Raw genomic sequence first — 24,653 nt, forward strand, 5'->3', positions numbered from 1 at the left:
GGATGAACTTTGTACTATTTCTTATTAGTTTAGTTCTTTATAAAGAACATGTCAAGAGGAAATTTCGTATTCTTCTAAAAGTTTTTTTGTTGTATCATCATCTTCTATTAATTTCCCTGTATTTAAACCGGTTGGAATGAGTGCTGTAGCAGATCCAATAAGTAATTTATCTTTTTGTTCACAGCAGAACCCAGATTTTAAGTATTCGGTAAAAATTCCTGTCCATTCATGTCAGGTGATGAATGTTTCTTATAAAGAACACATTTATATAGTACACTGCTAGTTGGAATATATCAAGGATTATTTTATCATGCTGTGTTTATTTTTCGAAGTCCTTTTATATTCGTCCAAGCTAATCATTGGACGAGCCTACGTAAAAAACGTATCATTTCTTACTAAGCAACCACTTATAAGGAGTGAATCATTTTGATATCCAATCAAATAAAAAAATTCAATCATATTCCACTATCAGTACTTGACCTGGCTCCTGTAAACGAAGGAAGCAACCCAAGTGCATCTTTTAAAAGAAGTGTGGAGCTTGCCCAGCATGTTGAAAGATTAGGATTTCATCGCTACTGGCTGGCTGAACATCATAATATGCCGGGAATTGCCAGCTCAGCAACTTCAGTGATTATGGGGCATATTGCAAGTCAGACGAATCATATGCGAATTGGTGCAGGTGGGGTTATGCTGCCAAACCATGCGACACTTGTGATTGCCGAGCAATTTGGTACACTGGAATCCCTTTTTCCCGGAAGAATAGATCTTGGCCTGGGAAGGGCACCAGGAACTGATCAGGCAACCGCTTACGCCCTGCGCAGAACACTAAATATGAGTGTAGAGGATTTTCCAATGCAGGTAAATGAACTGCAGGATTATTTTTCAGATGAACCGACATCACGTGTAAAGGCAGTTCCCGGACAAGGACTTAATATCCCAATTTGGCTGCTTGGGTCCAGTGATTTCAGTGCAAGGCTTGCGGCACAAAAAGGGTTGAACTTCTCTTTTGCCAGTCATTTTGCACCTGCATATACGGTTCCAGCCTTAAAGCTGTACAAAGAGAACTTTAAAGCCTCAGAATCACTTGGTAAGCCATATGCCATGGTTGGAATAAACGTAATAGCAGCAGATACTGATGAACAAGCGCAGTATTTAGCGACATCTTTAAAACAGCAGTTTTTAAACATACGCAGAGGCAATGCAACAAAGCTCCAGCCACCTGTAGATAACATCAATGCACTTTGGTCTGAGATGGAACTTGCGGCACTAAAGGATACACTTGACCCGCGTACAACCATTATCGGTAGCAAGGAAACGGTTAAACAGGGACTTGAGAATTTCTTAGCTGAAACACAGGCAGATGAAATGATTATAAGTGCACAGATTTTTGATCAGGAAGCTCGCCTGCGATCCTATGAGATTATTTCAGAGCTAATGAACTAAAGAGTTTAATATGGATGCACAGGTGAACATGTCTTATCAGCCTTCACATAATTACTGCCTCAATAAGTCATTAACTTCTTGAGGCAGTTTCAATAGCTTTATTCAGATTTATTTTCCAGTAACCTTTTAATATCCTGCAATTCCTTCTGTACTTCTGCTAATTTAAGATCTGTCGGTGATGGTGTTTCTTCTCGATTCGCCTCTTCTACATTGTTAACAATTACACCGACAAATAAGTTAACAATAACAAATGACCCAATTAGGATGAAGGTGACAAAGTACCACCAAGAAGCAGGATCCTCTGCTAAAATCGGTCTCATTACCCCACTTGCCCAAGACTCCAAAGTAATTACTTGAAATAGAGATAACAACGAATCATGCAGGGTTCCAAAATATTCAGGTGCAATCGATTGGAACATCATGGTTCCTATTACCCCATACACATAAAAAAATAATCCAAGTAATAATAGGATGGTTCCCATCGACGGAATCGTTAATAATAGGGCATTTACCATTTTCTTTAGTGATGGAATAATAGAAATCGCACGTAGCACACGAAGAACTCTCAAAATCCTCAAGACAGTTACATAATAAGATCCGACTAACAGATGGCCACTTGCAACAATTATAAAATCAAATATATTCCAAGGATCCTTAAAAAATGTTCCTATCGATTTACTTCCCATTAGTCGAATAAGAATTTCTAATGTAAATATCCAAAGTAACATCTGGTCAGCTATGTATATCCAATCAGCAAAATTTTCAGCAAAAAAAGAATAGGTTTCTAACCCTACTAATATCGCATTGATTATAATTAAACCGATGATCACATTCATAAATGATGGATGTTCGGAAAATCTAGCACACTTTTTTCTAAACCTGTTCATTAATTGTGTTTTCCTCCTTCCTTAATTATTTTACCTGTTTTTATGGCGACTGTCATCTAGAGGTTTTTAAGCAAATGGTAACGTCTATTGGTTTTAAAAAATCCACAATCAATTTAGATTGTGGATTTCCTTCGTACATTGTTTATAACAAATCTGCTTTTTGGTATGGATGGCATTCTCACCATGCTATAGCTCAAATTCTGTTCAGGCACATCATAATCTATCCGTTTAATAAAATAATCAAGGCTGGTTTTCATCACTTCAATCGTTATCCATTCACCTGCACAACGATGTCCTTTATGGTAATCGCCGCCACCCTGTGGAATAAAATCAAATGGACTTCCCTGCCAATCACGAAACCGCTCAGGCCAAAACGTGTCTGGGATTTCCCATAATTTTGGGCTATGATTCGTTCCGTAAATATCAAGCAGTACCAGTGTACCTTGTTTAAAACGATGTTCATTCCATGTAAAATCATGCCGCACCCTTGCACCTAAAAATGGCGCAAACGGGTAAAATCGCCGAATTTCCTGAACAAACATTTGGGCATAATTATTCGTATTAGTTTGCAGCTTATCATAGGTTTCAGGATGCTGATGCAAAGCAAGCGCTCCATATGTAATATACCTAGCAATCGCAACTATTGGCCGTAGAATATTAAGAAGCTCAACAGCAGCAGTTTTGACGCTTAGTAATTTTCCGTTTGAATCCTCATGCCATGCAATTTGATATAAAGCTGTATCTTCATCTACAGGCAGTTTTCCTGTGCGAAACTTTGTAATGATATATTCAACCCATTTTTCAGATCGGTTACGTGCCAGTCTTCCCCGCCAATGCCTCGGACCAGTTGCTCCAAATGCATCAATCATCGCCGAAAGGTCATTTGTACGCTGTGTTAACTCCTTCGCCCATAATGGAACTCCTGCAAAGTGACACGCTACCTGGCACATGATCAACTCCGCTTCCTTAAAAAGGATAACCCTGTCCATCTTCATCCATTTATCAACCGTCATCTCCCATTGGTTAATGGTCAAATCATTTAATACTTTCAGACGCTCCGATGTCATGAGCGACATGAACAGATCCTTGCGACGCTGGTGTGCACTTCCATCCAGTCCCTGTACACCACCTTCTCCAAACAATGATTCACGAATTCTGTTTGGAGCCGCCCCTTTTCGCTCGAATCGCTCCGTATCATAAAAAACCTTCGCTGCTTCCTCACCACTTATACAGATCACTTTCTGCCCCATCAACCTGGTTTGGATAATATCTGCATTAAATCGCTGTAATCTATTCGGGATAAAACGATAACCCTCTAACAATAACGAAAGACTATGGTCCAAGCCTTTCTCTCGTGGGATTTTACTAGTTGAGGTCATTTGGTTCCAGCTCCTTTTTACAACTTAAACTCCTAATTGATTTTCCCAAGACCTGAGGAGATCAAACAATTAGCAGTCTATTCCTTTCGTGGATCAGAATCATTGTTACATAGCCAGGAATTCATGCTCAAACCTTATCAGCGCAAAATATTTGGTGATGAATGCAACTTATTTCAGGATCCATTCAGCTGAATTCCTGCTTTATTCGGCCTAATTTGCGTTTTATATTATGCATGATTCCTGATTTATTCAGTTTCGTCTGTGATTTTCATTTTCTCCATGTGTTTTACAACAAATCCATATCTATTAATTTTACCTTGTTTGATAAAATTATTCTGGAGCAGCAAAACTAGTTTAAGATGTAAATTTGATTAACATAGTAATAAACAAAGCTTCAATATATTTTAGAATATTTGAAAATAGTGATATAATTTCTGTATAAGTTTGATTCTAAACCCCTTAATAGAAAACATTTCAACGCCCTATCTAGTAAAATTTTTTCTTATTCTACTTACGTTCGACAAAATAATTCATATACTTATCGTTGAAGCTGCATCAGTGAATTATTACTCATTTTTTATTACGTTATCAAAAGTAAAGGTGGTTTTAGATGGATAATATAAAAGAAACGGTAGTCGAAGTCATTTATTCTATTTTACCTATTACAATCGTTATTACGATTTTACAGTTTACGATAATTGGGCTTCCAATGGAAACATTTGTACAATTTTTAATAGGGGTCGTTATGGTTGGTGTTGGTCTCATCCTCTTCTTATTAGGGGTTAATGTTGGTTTATTGCCAGTAGGGGAAATGATTGGCTCTGCATTATCAAAAACAAATAAACTTTGGCTTATTATATTCTTCGGATTTTTATTAGGGATTGTTGTAACAGTGGCTGAGCCTGATGTGAGAGTGCTTTCCACACAAGTAGACACCGTTTCTGATGGTGCAATTCCAAAGAGCATTTTAATTTTAGCGGTTGCTCTTGGTGTTGGTACTTTTGTTGCATTGGCTATGGTTCGAATCATTTTCAATTTTAGTATTGTATACCTGTTAGCAATCGGCTACGGAATCATATTTGTGCTAGCTGGGTTTACACCACCCAGTTATGTTCCCATCTCCTTTGATTCAGGTGGCGTTACGACTGGTCCATTAACTGTGCCGTTCATATTAGCCTTAGGACTCGGTGTAGCCACTATTCTAAGAGGGAAGTCTGCCTCAAGTGATAGCTTTGGTCTGGTAGCACTTGCTTCCATCGGGCCGATATTGTCAGTGCTAATTTTAGGAGTGATTTACGGATGAACCTACATATATTTGGTGGCTTTAGCGATGTCGCATCAGAAGTTGCAATAGCATTGCTGCCGTTATTTATTTTGTTTTTAATCTTTCAATTTATATTTCTAAGATTACCTCTAAGAAAACTGAAAGATATTGGTGTCGGTTTCATCCTGGCTTTTTTGGGGTTGACATTTTTTCTCCAAGGTGTACATATCGGGTTTCTACCCGTTGGCGAATTAATGGGACAAAGTCTTGGCACTATTTCCTATAAATGGATTCTACTACCAATCGGTTTTGTTCTTGGTTTTGTTGCTATTTATGCTGAACCGGCTGTAAGCGTTTTGATTCATCAAGTAGATAAAGTTTCTGGTGGATATATTCCACAAAAAATATTGCTCTATACCCTATCCATCGGAGTTGGTATATCCATCGCACTCTCCATGGTTCGGATAATTTATGGATTTTCCCTCTGGTATTTCATTTTACCAGGTTATATAATAGCTCTAATCATGGTAAAATATTCATCGAAAACATTTACATCCATCGCTTTTGATTCAGGCGGAGTTGCAACAGGACCAATGACTGCTACATTTCTTCTGGCAATGTTTGTTGGTATAGCTTCCGTAACAGAAGGGCGTGATCCGCTTCTTGACGGATTTGGTATGGTTGCACTCGTAGCATTAGCTCCCATATTATCTGTATTAACACTCGGTATTTTATACGGTAGGAAGGAGAAGGGTCAAGATGCCAGAGGCAAAGCTGGGACAAAAATTAATCATCACGATCGTTAAAAAAGAAAAGGCAAAAAAAGTTGTGAGTGCTTCTAAAAATGCAGGTGCACGTGGTGGTACTACCTTTTATGGCACAGGAATCAGACTGAACGAAAAAAGCAGATTCCTTGGGATACCATTGGAACGAGAAAGGGAAATAATATTAACACTTGTTCCCGATGACATTTATCCAGAAGTAATGAATGCCATTATCCATTCTGTAAAATTAGACCGCCCTAGACAAGGCATTGGATTTGTTATTGATACGAAAAAGGTTACTGGTATCCATCATTTATTAGGGGCAGATGATGAAGATGAAGAGACCAATGAAGAGGATGTGGATCTCAAAATGGAAGAAAAGATCATGTATGACCTGATAGTTACCATTGTAAATAAAGGGGACTCCGAAAAAGTGATAGATGCCACAAGAAATGCAGGTGCAGAAGGTGGTACCATACTAAATGGACGTGGAACAGGGATTCACGAACAGGCAAAATTATTCAATATTTTAATTGAGCCAGAAAAAGAAGTTGTTCTAACACTTATCAGCAAAGATAAAACCAGAAAAGTTCTTAGAGCTATTGAAGAGGATGCCAATTTAAAAACAGCTGGAAAAGGGATTGCATTTGTTTTGGAGGTAGATCAAACCGTGGGGATCAACCATGCTTTAAACAATAGTCTAAGAGATGAATTTAAGTGAAATAGCGGTACCTTCTGCCACCATGTTGAGGTACCTCATCCTTATTGAAAAGAACAAAAGCGCAGGGCGCCCGTGTAGCGACGTATGGACTGGACTGAGCCGTAGGAGATAAAGGAAACACGGAGAGCTGAAAACGAACCGATGTTGACTTTCACCTCAAGGGTATAAGTGCGACTAAGCCTCTGGTTCCCAATCGGCAAGTCTTCTTTATCGTACGGAGGTGAGGGAAGTCCACTATGGCTTTAGCGTTGGAGCTGGACGTGGCTCATCTTGTTGTTAAATTAATAAAGTCAAAAAAATTATACTTTCGCTATATATTAAACATATCCAAGCCCATGATCGTTGCTACACCAATGATAATCGACCAAAGACCTATACTAACAGTCATCCATAGCATAACCCATTGCTTTTTGGCACCTAAAGACATACCAATAAATGCAGCAATATGAGTTCCTGTCAAAATTGGTGCCAGAAATGCAAGGCCAGGAAGTCCGTAGCTGTTCCAGATTTTTTTGCCACGATTCGTTCTTTTTGAAGGCAACATTTCTTTTTTCCTTTTGCGATTGACATACCAGGTTTTTACTTTTTCAAATCCGATAACGACAGGCAAAATTGTAATTAGATTACCAACAAATGCGAGCAGTATGACCCAAAATGGGGAAAGTCCTCCAAGTATCCCCACTGGAATTACTAATGCAATTTCCAGCCATGGTATCGCAGCTCCGACAAACACTAATGCATACTCGATAAACATACGAAGCCTCCTAAAATCACTGAGTAAAATCTAGTATACATTATTTTTCCAACGTGAATCTATTGTAAACATTAGATTCACGATATATAATAATTATATGTGAAATATTCACATTATATTAAAAATATATAAAGGGTGAGAATGTGGGAAAGCGCATATTTTATTTTCTATTAACAAACGTTCTAGTTTTACTGACGATTAGTATTATTTTCTCTCTGATACCAGGTGGAATGAATTATATTAATTCAGATGGTACGATCGCATTTGGCACGCTATTAATTGTAAGTGCTGTAATTGGTTTTACGGGTGCCTTCATTTCTTTAGCCATGTCACGCTGGATGGCAAAGAAAATGATGAATGTACGTGTCATCAATCCTGAGGGAGCTATGTCTTCTCATGAAAGAGAAGTTGTGGAAAAAGTACATCGACTTTCACGAGCGGCCGGACTGGCGCATATGCCAGAGGTAGGGATTTACGATTCCCCGGAAGTAAATGCTTTTGCAACCGGGCCAACCAAAAAGCGTTCCTTGGTCGCTGTTTCAACAGGATTATTGAATGAAATGGATGATGATGCCGTTGAAGGTGTTATTGCCCATGAGATTGCCCACGTGGCAAATGGTGATATGGTAACAATGACACTTTTGCAAGGGGTAGTTAACACATTTGTCGTTTTCCTTGCTCGGATTGCAGCATTTATTGCTTCTCGTTTTGTGAAAGAGGAAATGGCACCAATTGTTCACTTCATTGCGATCATTGTATTCCAAATTGTATTTTCAATGTTAGGAAGTCTCGTCGTCTTTGCTTACTCAAGACATCGTGAATATCATGCAGACCGAGGCGGAGCAGATCTTGCTGGCAAGGATAAAATGAAACATGCACTGGAAATGCTAAAAGCATATTCCAATCGGATCCGTGGCGAAGAACAGACCGCAATTTCTACATTAAAAATAAATGGTAAAAAGAAATCAAGTATCTTTTCAACACATCCGGATATAGATGAGCGGATTAGGAGATTAGTTTAAGCTAGTACCAATCTTGGAATATCTGGTCTAGTAGTAATTTGTATCACAAGTTGAATACTTATTGAACACCAACGGCTTGGATAGAAATATTTTATCCAAGCCGTTGGTGATTATCTAAATTTTGAATAGATAATCACCCTATCCTAAAGTGAAACTTCACTCAGTGGGGGTATTACAGCCCGTTAATACGTGATAATCTAGACAATTCAATTACATTCTAATGCTGTTTGTCAATTCCTTATCTGTAGGATCTCCCTGAGAAGCCCCTTTATTTGTGCTTATCTTCATTTTGAAATAACTTCTCCCTATCTTCCTTTCCCAAAACATCTTTATGAATCAATTCCTTATCCTCTTTATGCAATACTTCATGAAGTTGATCTTCTATCGTGATTTCCGATAGCTTCACCTTGGATCGGTACGCTGCCCGGATAATGAGATGACCGGCAACCGGGGCCGTTATAAATACAAATATAATCCCCAATAATATCCGCACACTGACAAAAGACTCGCTTACCCAGAAGTAAAGAAATGCTCCTAATAGTGTTAATAACACGGATAAAGTTGAGCTTTTCGTGGCAGCATGCGAACGGGTATAAACATCGGGAAAACGGATAATTCCAAAGGCACTGATCACACTCATGATACTCCCTACCAAGATAAATAATGCTGCTATAAATTCAAGAATCTCTCTTTCGTTCAATAATAACGCCCCTCTCAATGTATTTGGAGAAGGCAATTGTACTAACAAATGCTAAAATTGCCAAAATCAATATAACCTCAAGAAATGCTTTGGTTCGAAGCATCACTGAAATAATGGCTATGCCTGAAACAAGATTAACTCCTATCATATCAAGGGCAATAACACGATCAGGGAGACTCGGACCAAAGGCAATACGAAAAAGTGCTATCGCAATTGCTACTCCAAATAGCGCAATGGAAGTTACCAGCATTATTTCAATCATAAACGTGTCACCTCCATGATGGCCTTTTCGAATTTAGCCAGGGATTTGAGCAAGGTCTCTTTAGACTGTTCCACATCCATCGCATGAATGTAGAATACGTCTCCCTCGGGTGTTACTTCCATAACAACAGACCCTGGAGTCAGCGTTAATAGTAATGCAAGAGCAGGAACCTCCCACTCCCCCTTCAATTCGGTTTCATATTTGAAAATGCCTGGTTTAAAGGTTATTTTCGGGCTCAATATTTGCTTAAGAACAATCACACTCGACTGCATGAGTTCTGAAATAAACATGACGATTAACTTAACTAATGCATAGAACCTCATTAAATAAAAGCGTTCACCGAAGAAACGATGCATTAAAAACACAATTACAATCCCAACAAGGTAACCTGTAAAAAAGGTAGTAAATTTTAATTCATCTTCATCATTGAACAGCATCCATAGAAATGCAATAAATAAGTTGATTAGAAATTGGGCTGGCATCTACATCCACCTCCTCTTTATGTACACACTGCTCAGAATTAATCATGTAAGACTGCATCAATATATATGTCAGGATTTAATAACGTATTTGCTGCGTCACTGACGTAGATTGCTAATGACTCTGCACCCAGGCCAAACCCAATTGTCGCTACAGTTAGCAGTACACATGGGATCAGCCAGCCTTTTTTCATTGGAACTTCATCTTCTTTACTAATAATAGTTTCTCCCCAAAAGCAGCTCAGAAAAACACGTAATAAAGAATACAAGACGAATATACTGGATAGAAAAGCAAGGGCAAGCAGAATATATGAGCCTGCATCTACCGCACCTTGACCAACTAATATTTTTCCGATAAAACCACTAAAAGGAGGGATACCTGTTAAGGATAGCATGACAATGAAGAACATCCAGCCAAGCAACGGATAATTACGAATTAGTCCACTTATATTGTTTATATAAGTCATACCTGTTAATGTAATCATGGTTCCTGCAATTAAGAACAGTAATCCCTTAACAAGCATATCATGCATCAAATAATAAATAGCTCCTTCGATCGCATCAGGCGTTGCTGCAGCAAGTCCCACGAGAATGAATCCAACGGCAATAACAACATTATACGAAACAATCTGTCGTATATCCTTATATGCAATTGCACCAATACTCCCGCCAATTAATGTTAACCCAGCAAGCACACCAATAATAGTATGGGTAACACCAGGTTCATGATAGAATATTAGTGTAAAGATGCGGAACATCGCATAGATTCCGACCTTGGTAAGTAGCGCTCCAAATAAAGCAGCTACAGCAGTTGGAGGCGCACTATAAGAGCCCGGAAGCCAATAATAAAGCAGTAATCCTGACTTCAAACTAAATACAACCAGGAATAAAATACTAATAACCGTTAGTAATGGTGTCTGTCCAGAGTCAGCAATACGCTCCGATAAATGTGCCAAATTCAATGTACCGACAGTCCCATATAAATAAGCAATTGCTATCAAAAAGAACCATGAAGAAAGGACATTAATCGCAACATATTTAATCGACTCTTTTAATTGAATCTTTTTTCCTCCAAGGGCAATAAGCACATAGGATGCGAGTAACATTATTTCAAAACAAACGTATAGATTAAATAAATCTCCCGTTAGAAACGAACCGTTCACACCAGCTACCAGAAAATTCACAAACGAGTAAAAGAACATATTTTCATGGGCTTTTCCAATCGAAGAAAATGAATACAGTAAACAAATGGCAGCTACAATACTCGTTGTAAGGACAAGAATTGCAGCGAAAGAATCTGCCACAAACAAAATCCCAAATGGAGGTTCCCATCCACCGATATCAAGTCGCAATATCCCTTCTGTCTGAATTTGCTTTAAAATATAAACGCTTATACCTATATTTCCAATCATTACGCCAAGACTTATCCATCTTTGCACCCGAATATATGGGCGTAGGAAAATTAGGAAAATACCAGCTAGAACAGGAATAACCATTGGTAATACTAAAACATTATTCATCTTTAAAACCTCTCAGTGCATGAAGATTATCTGTGCCTGTTTCCCTGTACGTACGAAATGCCAATACAAGAAATAAAGCGGTAACAGCAAAACTGATCACGATTGAAGTTAAAATAAGTGCTTGAGGAAGTGCATCTGTGTAGCTCGTTGTCTCTTCTTGCAAAATAGGTACGTTTCCCTGCTTTAATCCCCCCATTACCATAATCAGTAAATGGGCCGCATGGGAAAGAATAGCGGATCCTAAAACCACTCTGATTAAGCTCCTTGAGAGGAGTAAATAGGTTGCCACAGATACTAAGACACCTGATAGGATGATTATTAACGTTTCCATAATTTATACATCCTCACTAATACTTAAAATAATTGTCACGACGACTCCTACTACAACAAGCGCAACACCCGCCTCAAATATCGTTACTGTTGCAAGTTCCGTCTTTCCGAAAATGGGAAGATCAAAGTAGCCAAATGACTGGCTTAGAAAAGCTTCATTAAAAAATAATGAACCAAACCCGGTTCCCACAGCAATGAATGCTCCCAAAGCTGCAACCCGTTTATAATCAAATGGTATTGCTTTATGAACTGTTTCTATATCAAAGACAATAAAGAGCAAAACAAAAGCTGAAGCTAAGACAAGACCCCCAATAAACCCTCCTCCAGGACTATTATGTCCTGACAGAAACAAATACACGGCCAATGTCAAGATAATGAATACGACAATTTTGGTAACAGCCTGCAAAATAACATTATTGATCTTCAAGGTTCTCGTCTTCCTTTCCAGCCTTCAGTTTAATTAATGTATATACACCAATTCCAGCTATAAGGAGTACTACAACTTCAAGCATTGTATCAAATGCACGGAAATCACCTAAAATAGCATTAACAATATTTCTTCCACCGGCAAGCTCATACGCATTCTCGAAATAACCCGAAATCGTTTCAAACAACTTGCCACTCTTAACTGAAAGCGCAACAAGTACAAAAACAACACCAACAGAGATGGATATAATTAAATTTAGATTCTTTATTCGTCTAGGTGTACGTTCTTTTTTCCATTCGGGCATGTGATAATAACAAACCAGAAATAATACGGTTGTCACTGTTTCTACAATAATCTGGGTAAGCGCTAAATCCGGTGCACGAAACACAACAAAGAAAACCGCAACTGAATAGCCAAGCACACCGTTAAGCAAGATTGCAGTCAGCCTTGACTTCGCAAAAAGGATGGTTATCCCTGCTATAATCATTACAATCGTTATAGCCCATTCGAACTTGCTGATCGACTCGCCATGAGACAAGTCGAATGAAAACGCATCGGTTAAGAAGAGCATTCCCCCCACTAACACAATAAAGAAAAGGTAAATATAAGCCATATAATCCCGAAGATAGCCTGTCATATAAAACCTCGTCACACTTGCTGAGCTATTTTCCAATTGCGTAAGAGAAAAGTCATATAGCTCATTAAAACTCCATTTTTGAGGGAATAATCTGTAAATCCCTTTCCAGTACCGATAAAACAGAAATAATAATACACCAGCAGCCACTACGCCAATGGTCATATACAATTCTGGCTGAAAGCCGTGCCAAGCAGAAATGGTCTGTCCCAAATCTACTTCGTTAGCAAGGCTTGGAAAAATCGTCGACATTGCTGGAGAAACTAAATAATACCCGACTATATTAGGGAAGAAGAAGATCCCAATCACAAGCACAGCTAGAATTACAGGGGAGATCAAGATCCCCGTGGCTGCTCCATGTGCTGGAGGATCCAGCTTTTCTTCGTGGTAAGTGCCAAGAAATGTTTTAAAAACAATGATCATGCAATAAACAAATGTAAAAACACTCCCTATCCAGGCTATAACCGGGAAAAGTACTCCCCATGTGCTTAATGCAAATATATCGAGTTGACTAACATTTAAGACAGCAGTAAAAAACATTTCCTTACTCAGAAAACCATTAAATGGAGGTAAACCAGCCATTGAGAAGCTGCCAATTAAAGCAATAGTGAAAGTAGCAGGCATTAATGTTATCAAACCACCCAGTCTCCGAATATCTCGTGTTCCTACTTCATGGTCGACAATTCCGACAACCATAAATAGTGCTCCTTTAAAGGTAGAGTGATTAATAAGATGAAAAAGCGCAGCAAATGTTGCCTGTGTATAGACAATAGATTCAGTGAAATATCCAAAGTGAAGTGCTGCAGACCCAATACCGAACATACTCATAATCATACCAAGTTGGCTAATAGTGGAATAGGCAAGTAATGCTTTAAGATCTGTTTGTCGAACAGCATTAAAGGATCCCCAAAATAATGTTAAGAGTCCTATTCCGGAAACGAGCCAGAACCAGAGCTCTTCACCACCGAAAACCGGGGTAAAACGTGCAACAATATAAATCCCAGCCTTAACCATTGTTGCCGAGTGTAAATAAGCACTGACAGGTGTAGGAGCTTCCATCGCATCAGGCAACCAAATATGAAACGGAAATTGTACCGATTTTGTAAATGCACCGAGAAGAATCAATACCATTGCGGGATAAAACAATGGGTGATCTGAATAATCTGTAATTGTATAGACTATCTCACGAATGCTTAAAGTATCCGCAAGAGTGGATAGCATGATAAAACCAACAAGCATTGCTATTCCACCACTTACTGTGATTAGTAAGGATTTCTGCGCACCCTGCCTTGATCTTTTTCGATGATACCAAAAAGCAATTAATAGGAAGGATGAAATACTTGTTAATTCCCAAAAAACGTATAAAACCATTAAATTATCAGAGAATACCACACCAAGCATGGCGCCCATAAATAACAGCAAATAAATATAAAAATGATTCAATGACTCTTTTGCAGATAAATAATGAATAGAATAAAGAATTACCAGACTGCCAATACCTGTGATCAGCAGTGCAAATATCATACTTAACCCATCAAGGTATGTGGTGAAGTTTATACCATATGTTGGAATCCATTGTATGGTATAAACATACTTCTCTCCATCAGCTACCTGAGGGATATAGCGTGCGAGCGCAATGAATAAAGCAGTAGGCACCATAAGTACGAACCAACCTATATGTATATTTGGAAATTTTTTATTCAGGAATGGAATAAGTATGGCTGTTAAAAAAGGGATAATGATTGCAATGTTCACAGTCAGCAAAGTCAAACCTCCATTTCATAAACATTCAAGCTCCAAGGTAATCCATGGAAAAATTACTCTCAAGTCCTATATTCCCCTTTTTAATAAGAAAGCATCTCAGCATATTAAAATACGATAAAGTAACCTATTTACTGCAAACACCCTAGATTATTCATCCATATTTCCTAATAAAACTGCACTAGTGAAAATAAGGTGCAAGGGATCTAAAAAGTGAGGTAGTTTATTTTACTTTTTAGCAGAAAATTTATTTTGAATGTAGTGGCTTAGGGAAACGGAGAATAGTTGGAAACCTGTCCAAAAGCAATTTAACTGAAATATTATAAGGAACTTAAAAAATCATCACTTTTTATTATACATGAAAGATCTTTTCACTGCACATATGAAGTATCTACATTTACTTATTTTTCAAGTATTGATAAATTGGTGTAAATCATCTAAAATGACTGGTAAAATTTCGATATTTCACTTATGCTATATAAAAGCGTTAGAGATAATTCAAAAAACCTTGTGGAAACTGTCAGTGATATGTTAAACTAATTTAGTTTTGAAAATCCATGAAAAAACAGGATATAATTTGATCAATTGAAGAGGTGACTTCCGTCATGAAGAAGGTAAAAGGTCGCATGGATGAAAGTATTCTAGTTTGTGTCTACTATGGGCCCAATGGTGAACGTTTAATAAAACGAGGGCATAAATTAGCTAATATGCTTGATTGCCCCATGTATGTATTAACTGTGGACCCACTGCCATATGATGAATTCGATGCTGATAAATCTGGTTATGTAGAACGTTGGAAAGAACTGTGTGACGAGTTAGAAGTTGATGAATTTATTCTCCGTGACAATGAGAAAAAGTCTTCTGTCAGTGCTATTTCAGAAGTTGCTCATAATTATAATATTACACAGATAGTTGTCGGACAAAGCCCGCAAAACAGGTGGGAGGAAATAACAAAAGGCTCGTTTGTAAATGTCCTCTTACGTGCCATGACATTTATTGATATTCATCTTGTTGCGATTGACCGGACACTTAAAAGTGTTGAAGATACATCCTATGAAAAGGGTGTACGCGGCTACTTGCAAAAGAATGAGGATGAATATAGACTCAGCTTTGCAAGATCAAAAAGCAATCTCTATGAAGGGATTTTCTATAAAGAAATTGGAACCGATTTTAATAATGGTGTATTTAAATTTGTTAATAACGACGGTAAAACCTGTCAGGTCCATGTTACTGAGGATATTGTAACAGGGAAAATGAAGGAACAACCGAATGTGAAGTAATTTTCCTAAGCAAAAACAAAACCGGATGAAAATTAATTTTCACCCGGTTTTGTTAACTTTGTGATGAATAATTTCACCTCTTGTATCAAGACTGTGCTTTGGGCAACTTCTCCATTCGCTATCTTTTACTTAGACGGGAAAATATCTTTAAATCTATTCATTTGTATTCGAAACCGCATAATTCATCAGAAAACCGTTTTCCTATTACAACCAGAAGAGATGTATTTGTAAACTTTTACATGTTACGACTCCTTGTTGCCTTTCTCTTTACAAACAAACTGGTAAAACAGATAGGTAAGGTTAATTTTATTTCTGCAGAAATGTATCCGGCATGACCGCAGCTACAACTTCTCCTTTTGCACAGAGCACATCAGCTGCAAATACTTCTGTATGTATTTTCCATTTCTTTGGATGAATTTCTTCCATCGTCCCTACCGCTTTTAAAGGGACACCGTGAGGAGTAGGTTTCATAAAATTGACTGTTAATGATGCAGTTACAAACCGAGGTGGTTCCACGCCATCTCCCGGCTCATGTTCATTTTTACGATGAAGCGCAAGTGATGCAGAACCTGTCCCATGACAATCCACCAATGATGCAATTAATCCTCCATATACAAACCCAGGAATTGCCGTATGCTCAGGACGAGGGGTATAAACGGTTACTGTTTTTTCATCCTCCCACCCTGTGCGCAAATGAAGGCCTTCCTCATTTAATCTTCCGCAACCATAGCACCAAGCGTAATCATCTGCATAATCATCTTGGATTGCATTGCTAATTTTTTCAGTCATCATAGATTCCTCCCTTTTTTGTTTAGTATAACACGAACTGAGGCGCAGAAGCCCGTTAAGCGAAGGATAAACTGGATTGAGCAGAGACTCTTGCGCATTGTACGATATATGGCTTCTACATCATTTTCCAAAGATTAATATCGTTTAAATGTAATTAGAATCACATTAGCTTCACATCGTTTTATGCGTAAGAATCTGAGCAGAAGGAGAGGCACCCCAAAGCAAAAGATTCACTATGATCCCTGGGGAAGCGAAGTTGACTTACTGTAAGGAGGTGAAGGCATTCAATTAGCCGCTGGTCACCGAAGCACACCGTGAGCTGCTTTATCATTAGCTAAGTAGGGCCAATATTTTAACCCTCTTATCCTATCAAGAACACTTCATTCAACTTAAAATAATAGGGAATATACCTGATTTACAACAATTTTATAATTCTGGTGGAGAAAGGTACAATTTTTTGGTACTCTTTAGGATGAGGAGTTTCATAACAAGTGTTTATATAGAGATTAATTAAAGAAGGGGTAGTATCATGAAAAGACTTGTCGTATTAGGTGGGGGCTATGGTGGGCTAAAAACGGTATTGGGCTTATTGGAACATCATTTGCCGGAAGATGTACATATTACAATAATTGATCGAAATCCGTATCATTCCGTAAAGACCGAATTTTATACAATTGCTGCAGGGACTGTCGCAGAAAAAGATGTGCGAATAAACTTTCCGGACGATAAACGTGTTCATTATGTATATGGAGAAATTACAAAAATTGACGTATCAGTGCAGGAAATTTTAATAAAAGGAAAAACGGAACATGTACCATACGATTATCTGGTGATCGGACTCGGCTGTGAAGACAATTATCACGGTGTAGAAGGTGCAGAAGAATTTACAGAAAGTGTACAAACCTTCTCAAAAGCAAGACACACTGGACTAGCTATCGGCAATCTAAAGGCTTATGGAAAAGTAACTATTGTTGGTGCTGGACTTAGCGGAATTGAAGTAGCTTCAGAAATTAGAGAAAGCAGATCCGACCTGAACATAAGATTACTGGATCGGGGGACATCTGTATTAAAAGCGTTTGATACTAAGATTCAAGAACATGTACACGAATGGTTTATAAAAAATGATGTCGACGTTCTCCATAACTCTAATGTGGAGTATGTAGAAAAGGATGGTGTGTGTAACAATGGCATTTGCTTTGTTAATGACGTCACAATCTGGACCGCAGGTGTAAGGCCAAGTTTTCTTGCAAGAGAATTACCTTTTGAAAAAGATATCCATGAAAAAATCATCGTAAATGACTATTACCAGGTACCATCACAGCCAAATGTATATGTGGTTGGCGATTGTGCATCATCAGTTCACTCTCCAAGTGCTCAACTTGCCGGACAACAGGGAGAACAGGTTGCCGATGTATTATTAGCTGTATTAAATGGAAAGGAACCAAAAAAACCCAAGGAAATAAAGCTGAAAGGAACACTTGGCTCCCTCGGAAAATCGGATGGATTTGGTAATATGATGGAACGAGCGGTCACTGGATACTTGCCGAGACTAGCAAAATCAGGAGTATTATGGTTGAATAAACGGCATTGAGAAAAGGCTAAAGCGTCTTTCTAGCGATCAGTGGTCAGGAGTAAGATGGAAAGAACCCGGTAAAAGAGTCGATTTCGTACATACTTTCTTACTTCTTGAGAAAAACTCGTCATCGCCTTGTCTATTTAGATGCCAGCGGTCAATATTCGGATTGGTAGAATTCGACGAAATAGCCGATTTCCTTTAAATGAATAATTTTGACTTTCCTTTTAAACCCAATGTCAAAGGCTATCCCAAAAATGATTAGGATAGCCTTTACTATTAATGATACTTATTTTTTCGTTCTTCAAATGGATAGACTTTAAGCTTCTTCGCTTCCTCTGCATGATCAGCAATTATTTCCTCCAAAAGCTGCTCTGCATCTTTATCCTTCGTATCTATTCCTAAGTTTATTGCAGACTGGAAAACCTTCTGTTCATGAACTTCTTTCATTATTTCACGGGGACCTTTTCCTTCTGTTTCAATTCCTAATGCAGCTGCTTTAGTTTGGATATAAGTTTCCATAACTTCTTTTTTTACCTTTTTTATATCTTTACCTTCTATGGAAATTCCTAATTCCTCAGCCTTTTGTTTCACCATGGCTTCATGAACTTCTTTGGCCAGCTCGTTAGGGTCTTTCCCATCTGTTTCGATATCGAGCTCCGTTGCCTTCTTCATTACCTTTTGATGATGAACTTCCTTTGCCAGTTCTTCAAAATCCTTCCCATCTGTCTTAATTCCCATTTCCTCTGCAGCCTGTTTAGTTTTCGCTTCAGCAATTTCCTTAGCTAAGACTTTGGCATCTTTTCCTTTTATTTCAATTCCGAGTTCCTCTGCCTTCAGCTTTAATAATGCCTTGCTTTGATAAAGACCTTTCTTTCCATGCATTTTTTCAGACTTCCAAACTTCATGATCTGAAAAAGCTGCTGATGCTGTGGAAAACTGCCAGACAATCCCCAGCGAAACCACCATAACAAATGCTATTAATAATCCCTTTTTCACCTGAGTTAACATCCTTTCTGTTGTGGAATATAGTTCATTTCATAGCATTTCCAATTATAGTGAATAAATGAATAGACTTTTTGTAGAAGGTTTATAAAGCAACTTTGCTTAACTAGTTTTTCGGCAAAAAGCTGTAGCAAATAAAAATCGAAATGTTGCTATTTAGAGTTATTAGTCTTGGAACCGAAAATAGGGTTAGGGGCATTTTAGCTAGAGAGACGCATATTGGACAGTTCTGGCTAGGATTTGAGATGATTTGTCCGTGAGAGACGCTCTCATGGACAGTTTGAACCTGATTTCATGAAGATTTGTCCGTGAGGGACGTTCTCATAGACAGTTTGAACCTGATTTAGTGATGATTTGTCCGTGAGAGACGCTCTCATGGACAGTTTACGCCTACATTTGAGATGATTTGTCCGTGAGAAGCATGCTATGCGACCGGTTGCACCAACTTTCATTCCGCTCGGGTGTTGAGAGACGGCCTATACACAAAAATAAAGAGTCCAACTCGCATAATCAACGCAATTAGACTCTTTTCTTTCTATTATAGTAATCAACTACTATTCATCCTTCTTACTTATATACTCGTTCGGTGCTTCTCCAAGCTTTGAATTATGATTTTTAAACTGGCTTTTGCGTCCATTCCGCTGCTCTCCACTGTTTTCATTTTCTTTAAACATATTATTAAATTCCTTTTCTTTGTTAACCATTTTTTACTGCCCCTTCCTTTTAAATAAGATTAGGGATTAGCTTTTGGTAATACGGCCATTTTTATTCATGAAACCATCCACTCACTTAAACCAGCCCTGCTCCTTAAACCGTGAGATAGCTTCAATTCGGTTGCCCACATCAAGCTTATCGAGAATCACTGAAACATAATTGCGGACGGTTCCATTGGTAAGAAAAAGCTGTTTTGCGATTTCCTTCGTCGTTTTTCCTTCAGCAATTAGTTTGAGCACCTGCTCTTCACGCTCAGTAAGTGGATTATCATTTTCAAATGCCAAATCCACCAGTTCTGGAGCATAAACCCTTCTTCCCGCCATTATCGTACGAATAGAATTCGCTAAGTCCTCACTTGGACTGTCCTTTAACAAATAGCCACTTACCTCCGCTTTTCGCGCTCGTTCAAAATAACCCGCTCGAGCAAATGTAGTTAGAACAATTACTTTACATGTGTCATCCTTTAATTCTTCAGCAACATCAAGACCGCTTTTTAATGGCATTTCAATATCCATAATACAAATATCAGGCTGGTGCTGCTTCACAAGAGTAAGTGCTTCCTCTCCATTTCTCGCCTTGCCAACTACCTTCATATCTTCCTCCAAATCAAGTAAGGATCCCAGAGCACCAAGCAACATTCGTTGATCTTCAGCAATCACAATTCGAATCATTAAAATCCCCCCTGTTTCGTTTGCTGAATGACGTGTGGCACTTGAATTGTTAGTTTTGTTCCATTGAATGATTCAATTTTTAAAGTTCCGTTAACAAATTCCAAACGTTCACGCATCCCCTGTAGTCCATGCTCTTTCAAAGCATCTACTTTTTCAGGAATACCAATGCCATTATCCTGTACTTCTACAAGCCATTCATCCGATGATTGCGTTATCCTAACATGGCAAGAGGTTGCTTGACTATGCTTAACAATATTATTTACAGCCTCTTTCAAGCACATACTCAGTACATTCTCAACTAATAACGGGGTATTAATAAGATTTGGATCTCCCTCTATATGAAAATTCATCTCTGCAGCTTTTAGCATTTGTCTAACACGCAACATTTCATCCTTCAACTTTGTCCCTTTCATATCGGAGACTAGCTCTCTTACTTCCTTCAAAGCTGTTCTCGCCGTTTGATTAATATCATTTAGCTCATCTTTTGCCGAATCCGGTTTTACATCGATTAACTTTTCTGCCAAATCACTTTTCAATCCAATAAGAGAGAGCTTTTGCCCCAATGTATCATGTAGGTCACGGGCAATCCGTTGACGTTCTTCAAAAACAAGCAGCTGTGAAATTTTTTTATTTGCATGTTCTAATTGGCTTTCTAATTTTTCCCTTTTATTTCTATTGTACATGTTAAACGGCAGAAGGATGACACCAATCACACTAAGAATAATAAATGGATACTGGGTAAAAAATATTTGACTCTGAATGAAAAATCCAATACTAACTGCAGCAACGGTTGTAACAAGGTGTACGACGTATAAGGTAATAAAACCGATTCTATTTTGAATATTTCCGATAAAAAAGGCCAGGAAAAGAGAAAAATATACATAACCATAAAACAATGTCATTCCAATGCTGATTACGATTTGTATACCAACTGACACATAAACCGTCCAGCCTTTTTTTATAAATGACAGGCGATATGTAGTAAAAAATAAAATAATCATGACAATACCAAAAATAATTTCCAATAATGAAATAGATCTAAAGATAAAATAGAATGGAAGCAGACAAAAGATAATCCAAGCATATAAACTGAGCCCGGTATTCCTTGGAAATATATGAAACCAATTCTGCATCACTGTCATTCCCTTCTGTTATTCCCCATAAGTATAGCAAAAAAACAACCCTCCAATATAGTATGGAGAGTCATCCTTATTAATTATCTATTATTTTTCCTGAAAGCTTGACCTTCTAGGAGCAAGCTGTACATTTATCTTTTTCTTATTTAAAAGATCTTTCACCTCTCTAAAGGTGACAAATGACTTGCTTGCCTCGTCAAACAATCGAAAACGAATGGACTGTAAACTGGAAGCCAATGTTATCGTTGTTGCTTTTTGTAATGGCGGTGTGGATTCATGTGCTTTTTCCAAATGATAATTAGGTACTTTTGGGCTTAAATGATGCACATGGTGGAAGCCAATACTACCTGTCATCCATTGCATTATTTTCGGAAGCTTGTAATAAGAGCTTCCATCGACAGCAGCCTTTACGAAATCCCACTCCTCTTCATTTTCAAAATAGGAATCTTCAAATTGATGCTGTACATAAAACAACCAAATACCCAGCGAACCAGCCACAAAAAGAATAGGAATCTGTACGATCAGGAGTGCCTGCCAGCCGATTGCCCATATCAATAACGCATATATGACGACAAGGGAAGCATTAATTAAATACGTATTCATACGTTCTTTTCGCTTAGCACCTTTTCTGTTAAAACGGTTAGATATTAGGAAAAGATAGATTGGTCCAAGCCCAAACATAACAATTGGATTACGATAAAGCCGGTATGCTAATCTGCCCCAAAAAGATACAGTAACATATTCTTCAACCGTCATGACCCAAACATCACCAGTACCTCGTTTATCTAAATTACTGCTTGTCGCATGATGAATTGCATGATCCCGTTTCCATTTCGCAAACGCAAAATGGGTGATGATGCCAGTAATTGTTCCAACAATCTTATTTGCTTTATTGTTTTTGAAAAAAGAACTATGTGTACAGTCATGGAAAATAATAAAGATACGAACGACAAATCCTGCTGCTGCAATCGATAGTGCAATACTTAGCCAAATGGAAATGGCTATACTTTGATATGCAAGAAACCACAGCAGGAAAAACGGAAGTATTGTATTGATTAGCTGTATGATACTAGCTTTTGTATCTGCATTAGCAAAGGCTGAAACACTCTTTTTTAATTGTGCTTGTTTTTGTTTACTCATAATTTGCCTCCTAATTATCTTCATTTATTACGGCGAACATAAATTATAATTTTATACTAGGGGAAGATTAGGATAATTATAAGTCATAAACGTCAATGATCGTATGTGACAAATGTCATGTATTTGATTTTGGTTTACTTTTATCAACGATTCAATTATTGGTTTTCCCAAAACAGAAGCCTGTATAATAAATATAAAATGACATGCATATGTTTATAGTTATGGGGGGAATGAGATGAACTTATCGGGGATTATCACTAAATTAAAGGATCGAAAGCCATCTATACTTGGGCATGAACAATTTCAAAAATCTGCTGTACTACTGCCGCTTATAGAAAAAAACGATGAACTGCATATTTTGTTTGAAGTCAGATCAATAAAAATGCGCAGCCAGCCTGGTGATATTTGTTTTCCAGGTGGAAGAATAGATAGGGATGACTTAAGCCCAAAACATGCGGCAATTCGAGAAACAACAGAGGAACTCGGGATTAGTGCTGCTGCTATCAAAGATGTAATTCCCCTTGATTACATGGTTTCTGATTTAGGCAGAATGATATATCCCTTTATTGGGAGAGTCACAACACCTGAGCAAATTGTCCCGAATGAAGCTGAAGTGGAAGAGATATTTACGGTACCATTGTCGTTTTTCCTTAGCAGCATACCTGAAAAATACAAGGTTAATTTTAAGGTCATTCCGGAATCTGACTTTCCTTTTGATTCGATTATTGGAGGGGAAAATTACAACTGGCAGTTGCGTCACATTGATGAGCTTTTTTATACGTATGATGGGAGAGTTATCTGGGGATTAACAGCAAAGATATTGACTCATTTTATAGAACTGTTGGGGGATGAATTGGAGTAAAAAAACAGTAGGATTAAATCCTACTGTTTAATTAAGTACCGCAACTACAATAAAATTGCAACCAATCCTGGAGTTATCACAGAAACCACTACCGCACTGACAACCATTGCGATTGTGCTTATCGATCCTTCAAGCAAGCTGCTTTCCAATGCTTTGGAGGTTCCAATCGCATGTGAAGCACTTCCTATACCAACCCCTTTTCCTATATAATGATTAATCTTGAAAACTTTAAAAACTATTGAGCTGAAAAGTACACCACCAATTCCAGCAATCATAACAAAAACTGCTGCCAACGGTGTCACACCACCGATTGTTTCTGTGACAGCCATTGCAACAGGTGTTGTCACAGATTTTGGTGTAAGTGAGTAGATAATGACATCTTCAAAACCAACTGATTTTGCAAGTAATATACCTGTAGATACACCGACTATTGCTCCAATAGAAGTTCCAACAAGGATCGGAGCTGTAAGTTTTTTTAATATATCACGTTGCTGGTAAAGTGGGTAAGCAAGCGCAACAACTGCAGGTCCAAGCAACTCATTTATCCAATCGCCACCGATCATGTAGGTTTCATAGGGAATCTGAAAGCTCAGTAAAATAATAATGATAATAATGGTCGATATAATAACAGGTGCAGTGAATGAATATCCCAGTCTTTTATGAATCATTTTTGCAAACAAATAAATCAAATACGTGCCAATGATTACGATCAATCCAATTAAAAAATTAGTCATGTTTCAGTTCCCTTCTGCGTATCATCCATTGACTCGTCAGACCAGAACCAGCCATAACAAGAAAGGTACTAAATAAGACAATCAACACAAGTAAAAATCCCTTACCAGCAAAGAGGTCAAAATAATTAATGACACCTACTGTTGCGGGAATAAAAAACAGGGCAAGATTATTGACAATGAACCTTGCACCATCCGCTACCCATGTTATTTTTAGTATTTTTGTCGAAAGCAAAATAAACAGGATAATCATTCCAATAACACTCCCCGGCACAAACAAGTCAAGCGTTACCTGAATCCAATTTCCAATTAAATAAATACAATATAAAAAAGCAATATGAATAATGATCTTGCTAATCCTCACCACAATCTAACACTCCAATAATCTAGTTATGAACCTAGTAT

General features: G+C 37.9%; 26 protein-coding genes. 8 read left to right on the forward strand and 18 right to left on the reverse strand.

The window, feature by feature from the left end:
• Positions 1-426: 426 nt before the first annotated feature.
• Positions 427-1,443, forward strand: coding sequence for an LLM class flavin-dependent oxidoreductase (locus AC6HVZ_RS09795; RefSeq protein ID WP_497557968.1), 1,017 nt, complete (start codon positions 427-429; stop codon positions 1,441-1,443).
• Positions 1,444-1,541: 98 nt separating this feature from the next.
• On the opposite strand, the gene AC6HVZ_RS09800 is transcribed toward AC6HVZ_RS09795, so the two are convergent.
• Both AC6HVZ_RS09800 and cypC read right to left on the reverse strand, forming a co-directional pair.
• Positions 1,542-2,330 (reverse strand): ion transporter, encoded by a 789-nt coding sequence (locus tag AC6HVZ_RS09800; RefSeq protein WP_497557969.1) that lies wholly within the window; start codon positions 2,328-2,330, stop codon positions 1,542-1,544.
• 113 nt (positions 2,331-2,443) lie between these two features.
• Positions 2,444-3,709 (reverse strand): CYP152 family fatty-acid peroxygenase CypC, encoded by a 1,266-nt coding sequence (gene cypC / locus AC6HVZ_RS09805; protein ID WP_497557970.1) that lies wholly within the window; start codon positions 3,707-3,709, stop codon positions 2,444-2,446.
• A 610-nt stretch (positions 3,710-4,319) separates the two neighbouring features.
• Here cypC and AC6HVZ_RS09810 point away from each other — a divergent pair.
• Genes AC6HVZ_RS09810 through AC6HVZ_RS09820 form a run of 3 tightly spaced genes read left to right on the forward strand, consistent with a single transcriptional unit; the run spans position 4,320 to position 6,458 of the window.
• Positions 4,320-5,012 (forward strand): DUF1538 domain-containing protein, encoded by a 693-nt coding sequence (locus AC6HVZ_RS09810; RefSeq protein WP_497557971.1) that lies wholly within the window; start codon positions 4,320-4,322, stop codon positions 5,010-5,012.
• Positions 5,009-5,779, forward strand: a complete 771-nt coding sequence (locus tag AC6HVZ_RS09815; protein ID WP_497557972.1) for a DUF1538 domain-containing protein — start codon at positions 5,009-5,011, stop codon at positions 5,777-5,779. The genes AC6HVZ_RS09810 and AC6HVZ_RS09815 overlap by 4 nt, the downstream gene beginning before the upstream one ends.
• A complete protein-coding gene (locus AC6HVZ_RS09820) occupies positions 5,733-6,458 on the forward strand; it encodes a P-II family nitrogen regulator (protein ID WP_497557973.1) in 726 nt (241 codons plus the stop codon). The genes AC6HVZ_RS09815 and AC6HVZ_RS09820 overlap by 47 nt, the downstream gene beginning before the upstream one ends.
• 310 nt (positions 6,459-6,768) lie before the next feature.
• Here the strand turns inward: AC6HVZ_RS09820 and AC6HVZ_RS09825 are convergent, their stop codons facing one another.
• On the reverse strand, positions 6,769-7,212 hold the full coding sequence (locus tag AC6HVZ_RS09825; RefSeq protein WP_497557974.1) for a small multi-drug export protein: 444 nt from the start codon (positions 7,210-7,212) through the stop codon (positions 6,769-6,771).
• A 143-nt stretch (positions 7,213-7,355) separates the two neighbouring features.
• Between AC6HVZ_RS09825 and htpX the strand changes: the two genes are divergently transcribed.
• The gene (gene htpX / locus AC6HVZ_RS09830; protein ID WP_497557975.1) at positions 7,356-8,234 is read left to right on the forward strand and encodes a protease HtpX; all 879 of its coding nucleotides are present in this window, start codon (positions 7,356-7,358) and stop codon (positions 8,232-8,234) included.
• Positions 8,235-8,502: 268 nt separating this feature from the next.
• Here htpX and AC6HVZ_RS09835 read toward each other — a convergent pair whose 3' ends face one another.
• Genes AC6HVZ_RS09835 through AC6HVZ_RS09865 form a run of 7 tightly spaced genes read right to left on the reverse strand, consistent with a single transcriptional unit; the run spans position 8,503 to position 14,350 of the window.
• Positions 8,503-8,934 (reverse strand): Na+/H+ antiporter subunit G, encoded by a 432-nt coding sequence (locus AC6HVZ_RS09835; protein WP_497557976.1) that lies wholly within the window; start codon positions 8,932-8,934, stop codon positions 8,503-8,505.
• Positions 8,912-9,196: a Na(+)/H(+) antiporter subunit F1 gene (locus tag AC6HVZ_RS09840; RefSeq protein ID WP_497557977.1), complete on the reverse strand. Its 285-nt coding sequence runs from the start codon at positions 9,194-9,196 to the stop codon at positions 8,912-8,914. The genes AC6HVZ_RS09835 and AC6HVZ_RS09840 overlap by 23 nt, the downstream gene beginning before the upstream one ends.
• Positions 9,193-9,678 carry a Na+/H+ antiporter subunit E gene (locus AC6HVZ_RS09845; protein WP_497557978.1) on the reverse strand — a complete coding sequence of 162 codons (486 nt, stop codon included), beginning with the start codon at positions 9,676-9,678 and terminating at the stop codon, positions 9,193-9,195. The genes AC6HVZ_RS09840 and AC6HVZ_RS09845 overlap by 4 nt, the downstream gene beginning before the upstream one ends.
• A gap of 38 nt (positions 9,679-9,716) precedes the next feature.
• Positions 9,717-11,195, reverse strand: coding sequence for a Na+/H+ antiporter subunit D (locus AC6HVZ_RS09850; protein ID WP_497557979.1), 1,479 nt, complete (start codon positions 11,193-11,195; stop codon positions 9,717-9,719).
• Positions 11,188-11,526 (reverse strand): Na(+)/H(+) antiporter subunit C, encoded by a 339-nt coding sequence (locus AC6HVZ_RS09855; protein WP_497557980.1) that lies wholly within the window; start codon positions 11,524-11,526, stop codon positions 11,188-11,190. Before AC6HVZ_RS09855 ends, AC6HVZ_RS09850 begins: the two co-directional genes overlap by 8 nt.
• A gap of 3 nt (positions 11,527-11,529) precedes the next feature.
• Positions 11,530-11,952 (reverse strand): Na(+)/H(+) antiporter subunit B, encoded by a 423-nt coding sequence (locus AC6HVZ_RS09860; protein ID WP_497557981.1) that lies wholly within the window; start codon positions 11,950-11,952, stop codon positions 11,530-11,532.
• Complete coding sequence (locus tag AC6HVZ_RS09865) at positions 11,939-14,350, reverse strand: Na+/H+ antiporter subunit A (protein ID WP_497557982.1); 2,412 nt, start codon at positions 14,348-14,350, stop codon at positions 11,939-11,941. Before AC6HVZ_RS09865 ends, AC6HVZ_RS09860 begins: the two co-directional genes overlap by 14 nt.
• Before the next feature lie 602 nt (positions 14,351-14,952).
• Between AC6HVZ_RS09865 and AC6HVZ_RS09870 the strand changes: the two genes are divergently transcribed.
• Positions 14,953-15,627: an adenine nucleotide alpha hydrolase family protein gene (locus tag AC6HVZ_RS09870; protein WP_497557983.1), complete on the forward strand. Its 675-nt coding sequence runs from the start codon at positions 14,953-14,955 to the stop codon at positions 15,625-15,627.
• Positions 15,628-15,933: 306 nt separating this feature from the next.
• Here the strand turns inward: AC6HVZ_RS09870 and AC6HVZ_RS09875 are convergent, their stop codons facing one another.
• Complete coding sequence (locus tag AC6HVZ_RS09875; RefSeq protein ID WP_497557984.1) at positions 15,934-16,416, reverse strand: PaaI family thioesterase; 483 nt, start codon at positions 16,414-16,416, stop codon at positions 15,934-15,936.
• Between the two features lie 529 nt (positions 16,417-16,945).
• On the opposite strand from AC6HVZ_RS09875, the gene AC6HVZ_RS09880 reads away from it, so the two are divergent.
• Positions 16,946-18,007 (forward strand): NAD(P)/FAD-dependent oxidoreductase, encoded by a 1,062-nt coding sequence (locus AC6HVZ_RS09880; RefSeq protein WP_497557985.1) that lies wholly within the window; start codon positions 16,946-16,948, stop codon positions 18,005-18,007.
• 261 nt (positions 18,008-18,268) lie between these two features.
• Here AC6HVZ_RS09880 and AC6HVZ_RS09885 read toward each other — a convergent pair whose 3' ends face one another.
• The 5 genes from AC6HVZ_RS09885 to desA form a co-directional block, all read right to left on the reverse strand.
• Positions 18,269-18,988, reverse strand: coding sequence for a hypothetical protein (locus AC6HVZ_RS09885; RefSeq protein WP_497557986.1), 720 nt, complete (start codon positions 18,986-18,988; stop codon positions 18,269-18,271).
• Between the two features lie 560 nt (positions 18,989-19,548).
• The gene (locus tag AC6HVZ_RS09890; RefSeq protein WP_497557987.1) at positions 19,549-19,698 is read right to left on the reverse strand and encodes a hypothetical protein; all 150 of its coding nucleotides are present in this window, start codon (positions 19,696-19,698) and stop codon (positions 19,549-19,551) included.
• Between the two features lie 81 nt (positions 19,699-19,779).
• Positions 19,780-20,379: a response regulator gene (locus AC6HVZ_RS09895; protein ID WP_497557988.1), complete on the reverse strand. Its 600-nt coding sequence runs from the start codon at positions 20,377-20,379 to the stop codon at positions 19,780-19,782.
• The gene (locus AC6HVZ_RS09900; protein WP_497558014.1) at positions 20,379-21,512 is read right to left on the reverse strand and encodes a sensor histidine kinase; all 1,134 of its coding nucleotides are present in this window, start codon (positions 21,510-21,512) and stop codon (positions 20,379-20,381) included. Before AC6HVZ_RS09900 ends, AC6HVZ_RS09895 begins: the two co-directional genes overlap by 1 nt.
• Before the next feature lie 90 nt (positions 21,513-21,602).
• The gene (gene desA / locus AC6HVZ_RS09905; RefSeq protein ID WP_497557989.1) at positions 21,603-22,655 is read right to left on the reverse strand and encodes a Delta(5) desaturase DesA; all 1,053 of its coding nucleotides are present in this window, start codon (positions 22,653-22,655) and stop codon (positions 21,603-21,605) included.
• A 235-nt stretch (positions 22,656-22,890) separates the two neighbouring features.
• On the opposite strand from desA, the gene AC6HVZ_RS09910 reads away from it, so the two are divergent.
• On the forward strand, positions 22,891-23,517 hold the full coding sequence (locus AC6HVZ_RS09910) for an NUDIX hydrolase (protein ID WP_497557990.1): 627 nt from the start codon (positions 22,891-22,893) through the stop codon (positions 23,515-23,517).
• A gap of 44 nt (positions 23,518-23,561) precedes the next feature.
• Here AC6HVZ_RS09910 and AC6HVZ_RS09915 read toward each other — a convergent pair whose 3' ends face one another.
• Positions 23,562-24,251: an LrgB family protein gene (locus AC6HVZ_RS09915; protein ID WP_497557991.1), complete on the reverse strand. Its 690-nt coding sequence runs from the start codon at positions 24,249-24,251 to the stop codon at positions 23,562-23,564.
• Complete coding sequence (locus tag AC6HVZ_RS09920) at positions 24,244-24,615, reverse strand: CidA/LrgA family protein (protein ID WP_497557992.1); 372 nt, start codon at positions 24,613-24,615, stop codon at positions 24,244-24,246. Before AC6HVZ_RS09920 ends, AC6HVZ_RS09915 begins: the two co-directional genes overlap by 8 nt.
• Positions 24,616-24,653: the final 38 nt, after the last annotated feature.

The organism is Oceanobacillus sp. NCCP-135 (assembly GCF_059698015.1).

Coding starts and splice junctions, on each gene's coding strand:
- AC6HVZ_RS09845 (WP_497557978.1), bottom strand. CDS start 9,678: ATGCCAGCCCAATTTCTAATCAACTTATTTATTGCATTTCTATGGATG.
- AC6HVZ_RS09895 (WP_497557988.1), bottom strand. CDS start 20,379: ATGATTCGAATTGTGATTGCTGAAGATCAACGAATGTTGCTTGGTGCT.
- AC6HVZ_RS09910 (WP_497557990.1), top strand. CDS start 22,891: ATGAACTTATCGGGGATTATCACTAAATTAAAGGATCGAAAGCCATCT.
- AC6HVZ_RS09855 (WP_497557980.1), bottom strand. CDS start 11,526: ATGGAAACGTTAATAATCATCCTATCAGGTGTCTTAGTATCTGTGGCA.
- AC6HVZ_RS09800 (WP_497557969.1), bottom strand. CDS start 2,330: ATGAACAGGTTTAGAAAAAAGTGTGCTAGATTTTCCGAACATCCATCA.
- AC6HVZ_RS09820 (WP_497557973.1), top strand. CDS start 5,733: ATGCCAGAGGCAAAGCTGGGACAAAAATTAATCATCACGATCGTTAAA.
- AC6HVZ_RS09870 (WP_497557983.1), top strand. CDS start 14,953: ATGAAGAAGGTAAAAGGTCGCATGGATGAAAGTATTCTAGTTTGTGTC.
- AC6HVZ_RS09915 (WP_497557991.1), bottom strand. CDS start 24,251: ATGACTAATTTTTTAATTGGATTGATCGTAATCATTGGCACGTATTTG.
- AC6HVZ_RS09825 (WP_497557974.1), bottom strand. CDS start 7,212: ATGTTTATCGAGTATGCATTAGTGTTTGTCGGAGCTGCGATACCATGG.
- AC6HVZ_RS09890 (WP_497557987.1), bottom strand. CDS start 19,698: ATGGTTAACAAAGAAAAGGAATTTAATAATATGTTTAAAGAAAATGAA.
- AC6HVZ_RS09810 (WP_497557971.1), top strand. CDS start 4,320: ATGGATAATATAAAAGAAACGGTAGTCGAAGTCATTTATTCTATTTTA.
- AC6HVZ_RS09840 (WP_497557977.1), bottom strand. CDS start 9,196: ATGATTGAAATAATGCTGGTAACTTCCATTGCGCTATTTGGAGTAGCA.
- desA (WP_497557989.1), bottom strand. CDS start 22,655: ATGAGTAAACAAAAACAAGCACAATTAAAAAAGAGTGTTTCAGCCTTT.
- AC6HVZ_RS09850 (WP_497557979.1), bottom strand. CDS start 11,195: ATGAATAATGTTTTAGTATTACCAATGGTTATTCCTGTTCTAGCTGGT.
- cypC (WP_497557970.1), bottom strand. CDS start 3,709: ATGACCTCAACTAGTAAAATCCCACGAGAGAAAGGCTTGGACCATAGT.
- AC6HVZ_RS09875 (WP_497557984.1), bottom strand. CDS start 16,416: ATGACTGAAAAAATTAGCAATGCAATCCAAGATGATTATGCAGATGAT.
- AC6HVZ_RS09815 (WP_497557972.1), top strand. CDS start 5,009: ATGAACCTACATATATTTGGTGGCTTTAGCGATGTCGCATCAGAAGTT.
- AC6HVZ_RS09900 (WP_497558014.1), bottom strand. CDS start 21,512: ATGCAGAATTGGTTTCATATATTTCCAAGGAATACCGGGCTCAGTTTA.
- AC6HVZ_RS09880 (WP_497557985.1), top strand. CDS start 16,946: ATGAAAAGACTTGTCGTATTAGGTGGGGGCTATGGTGGGCTAAAAACG.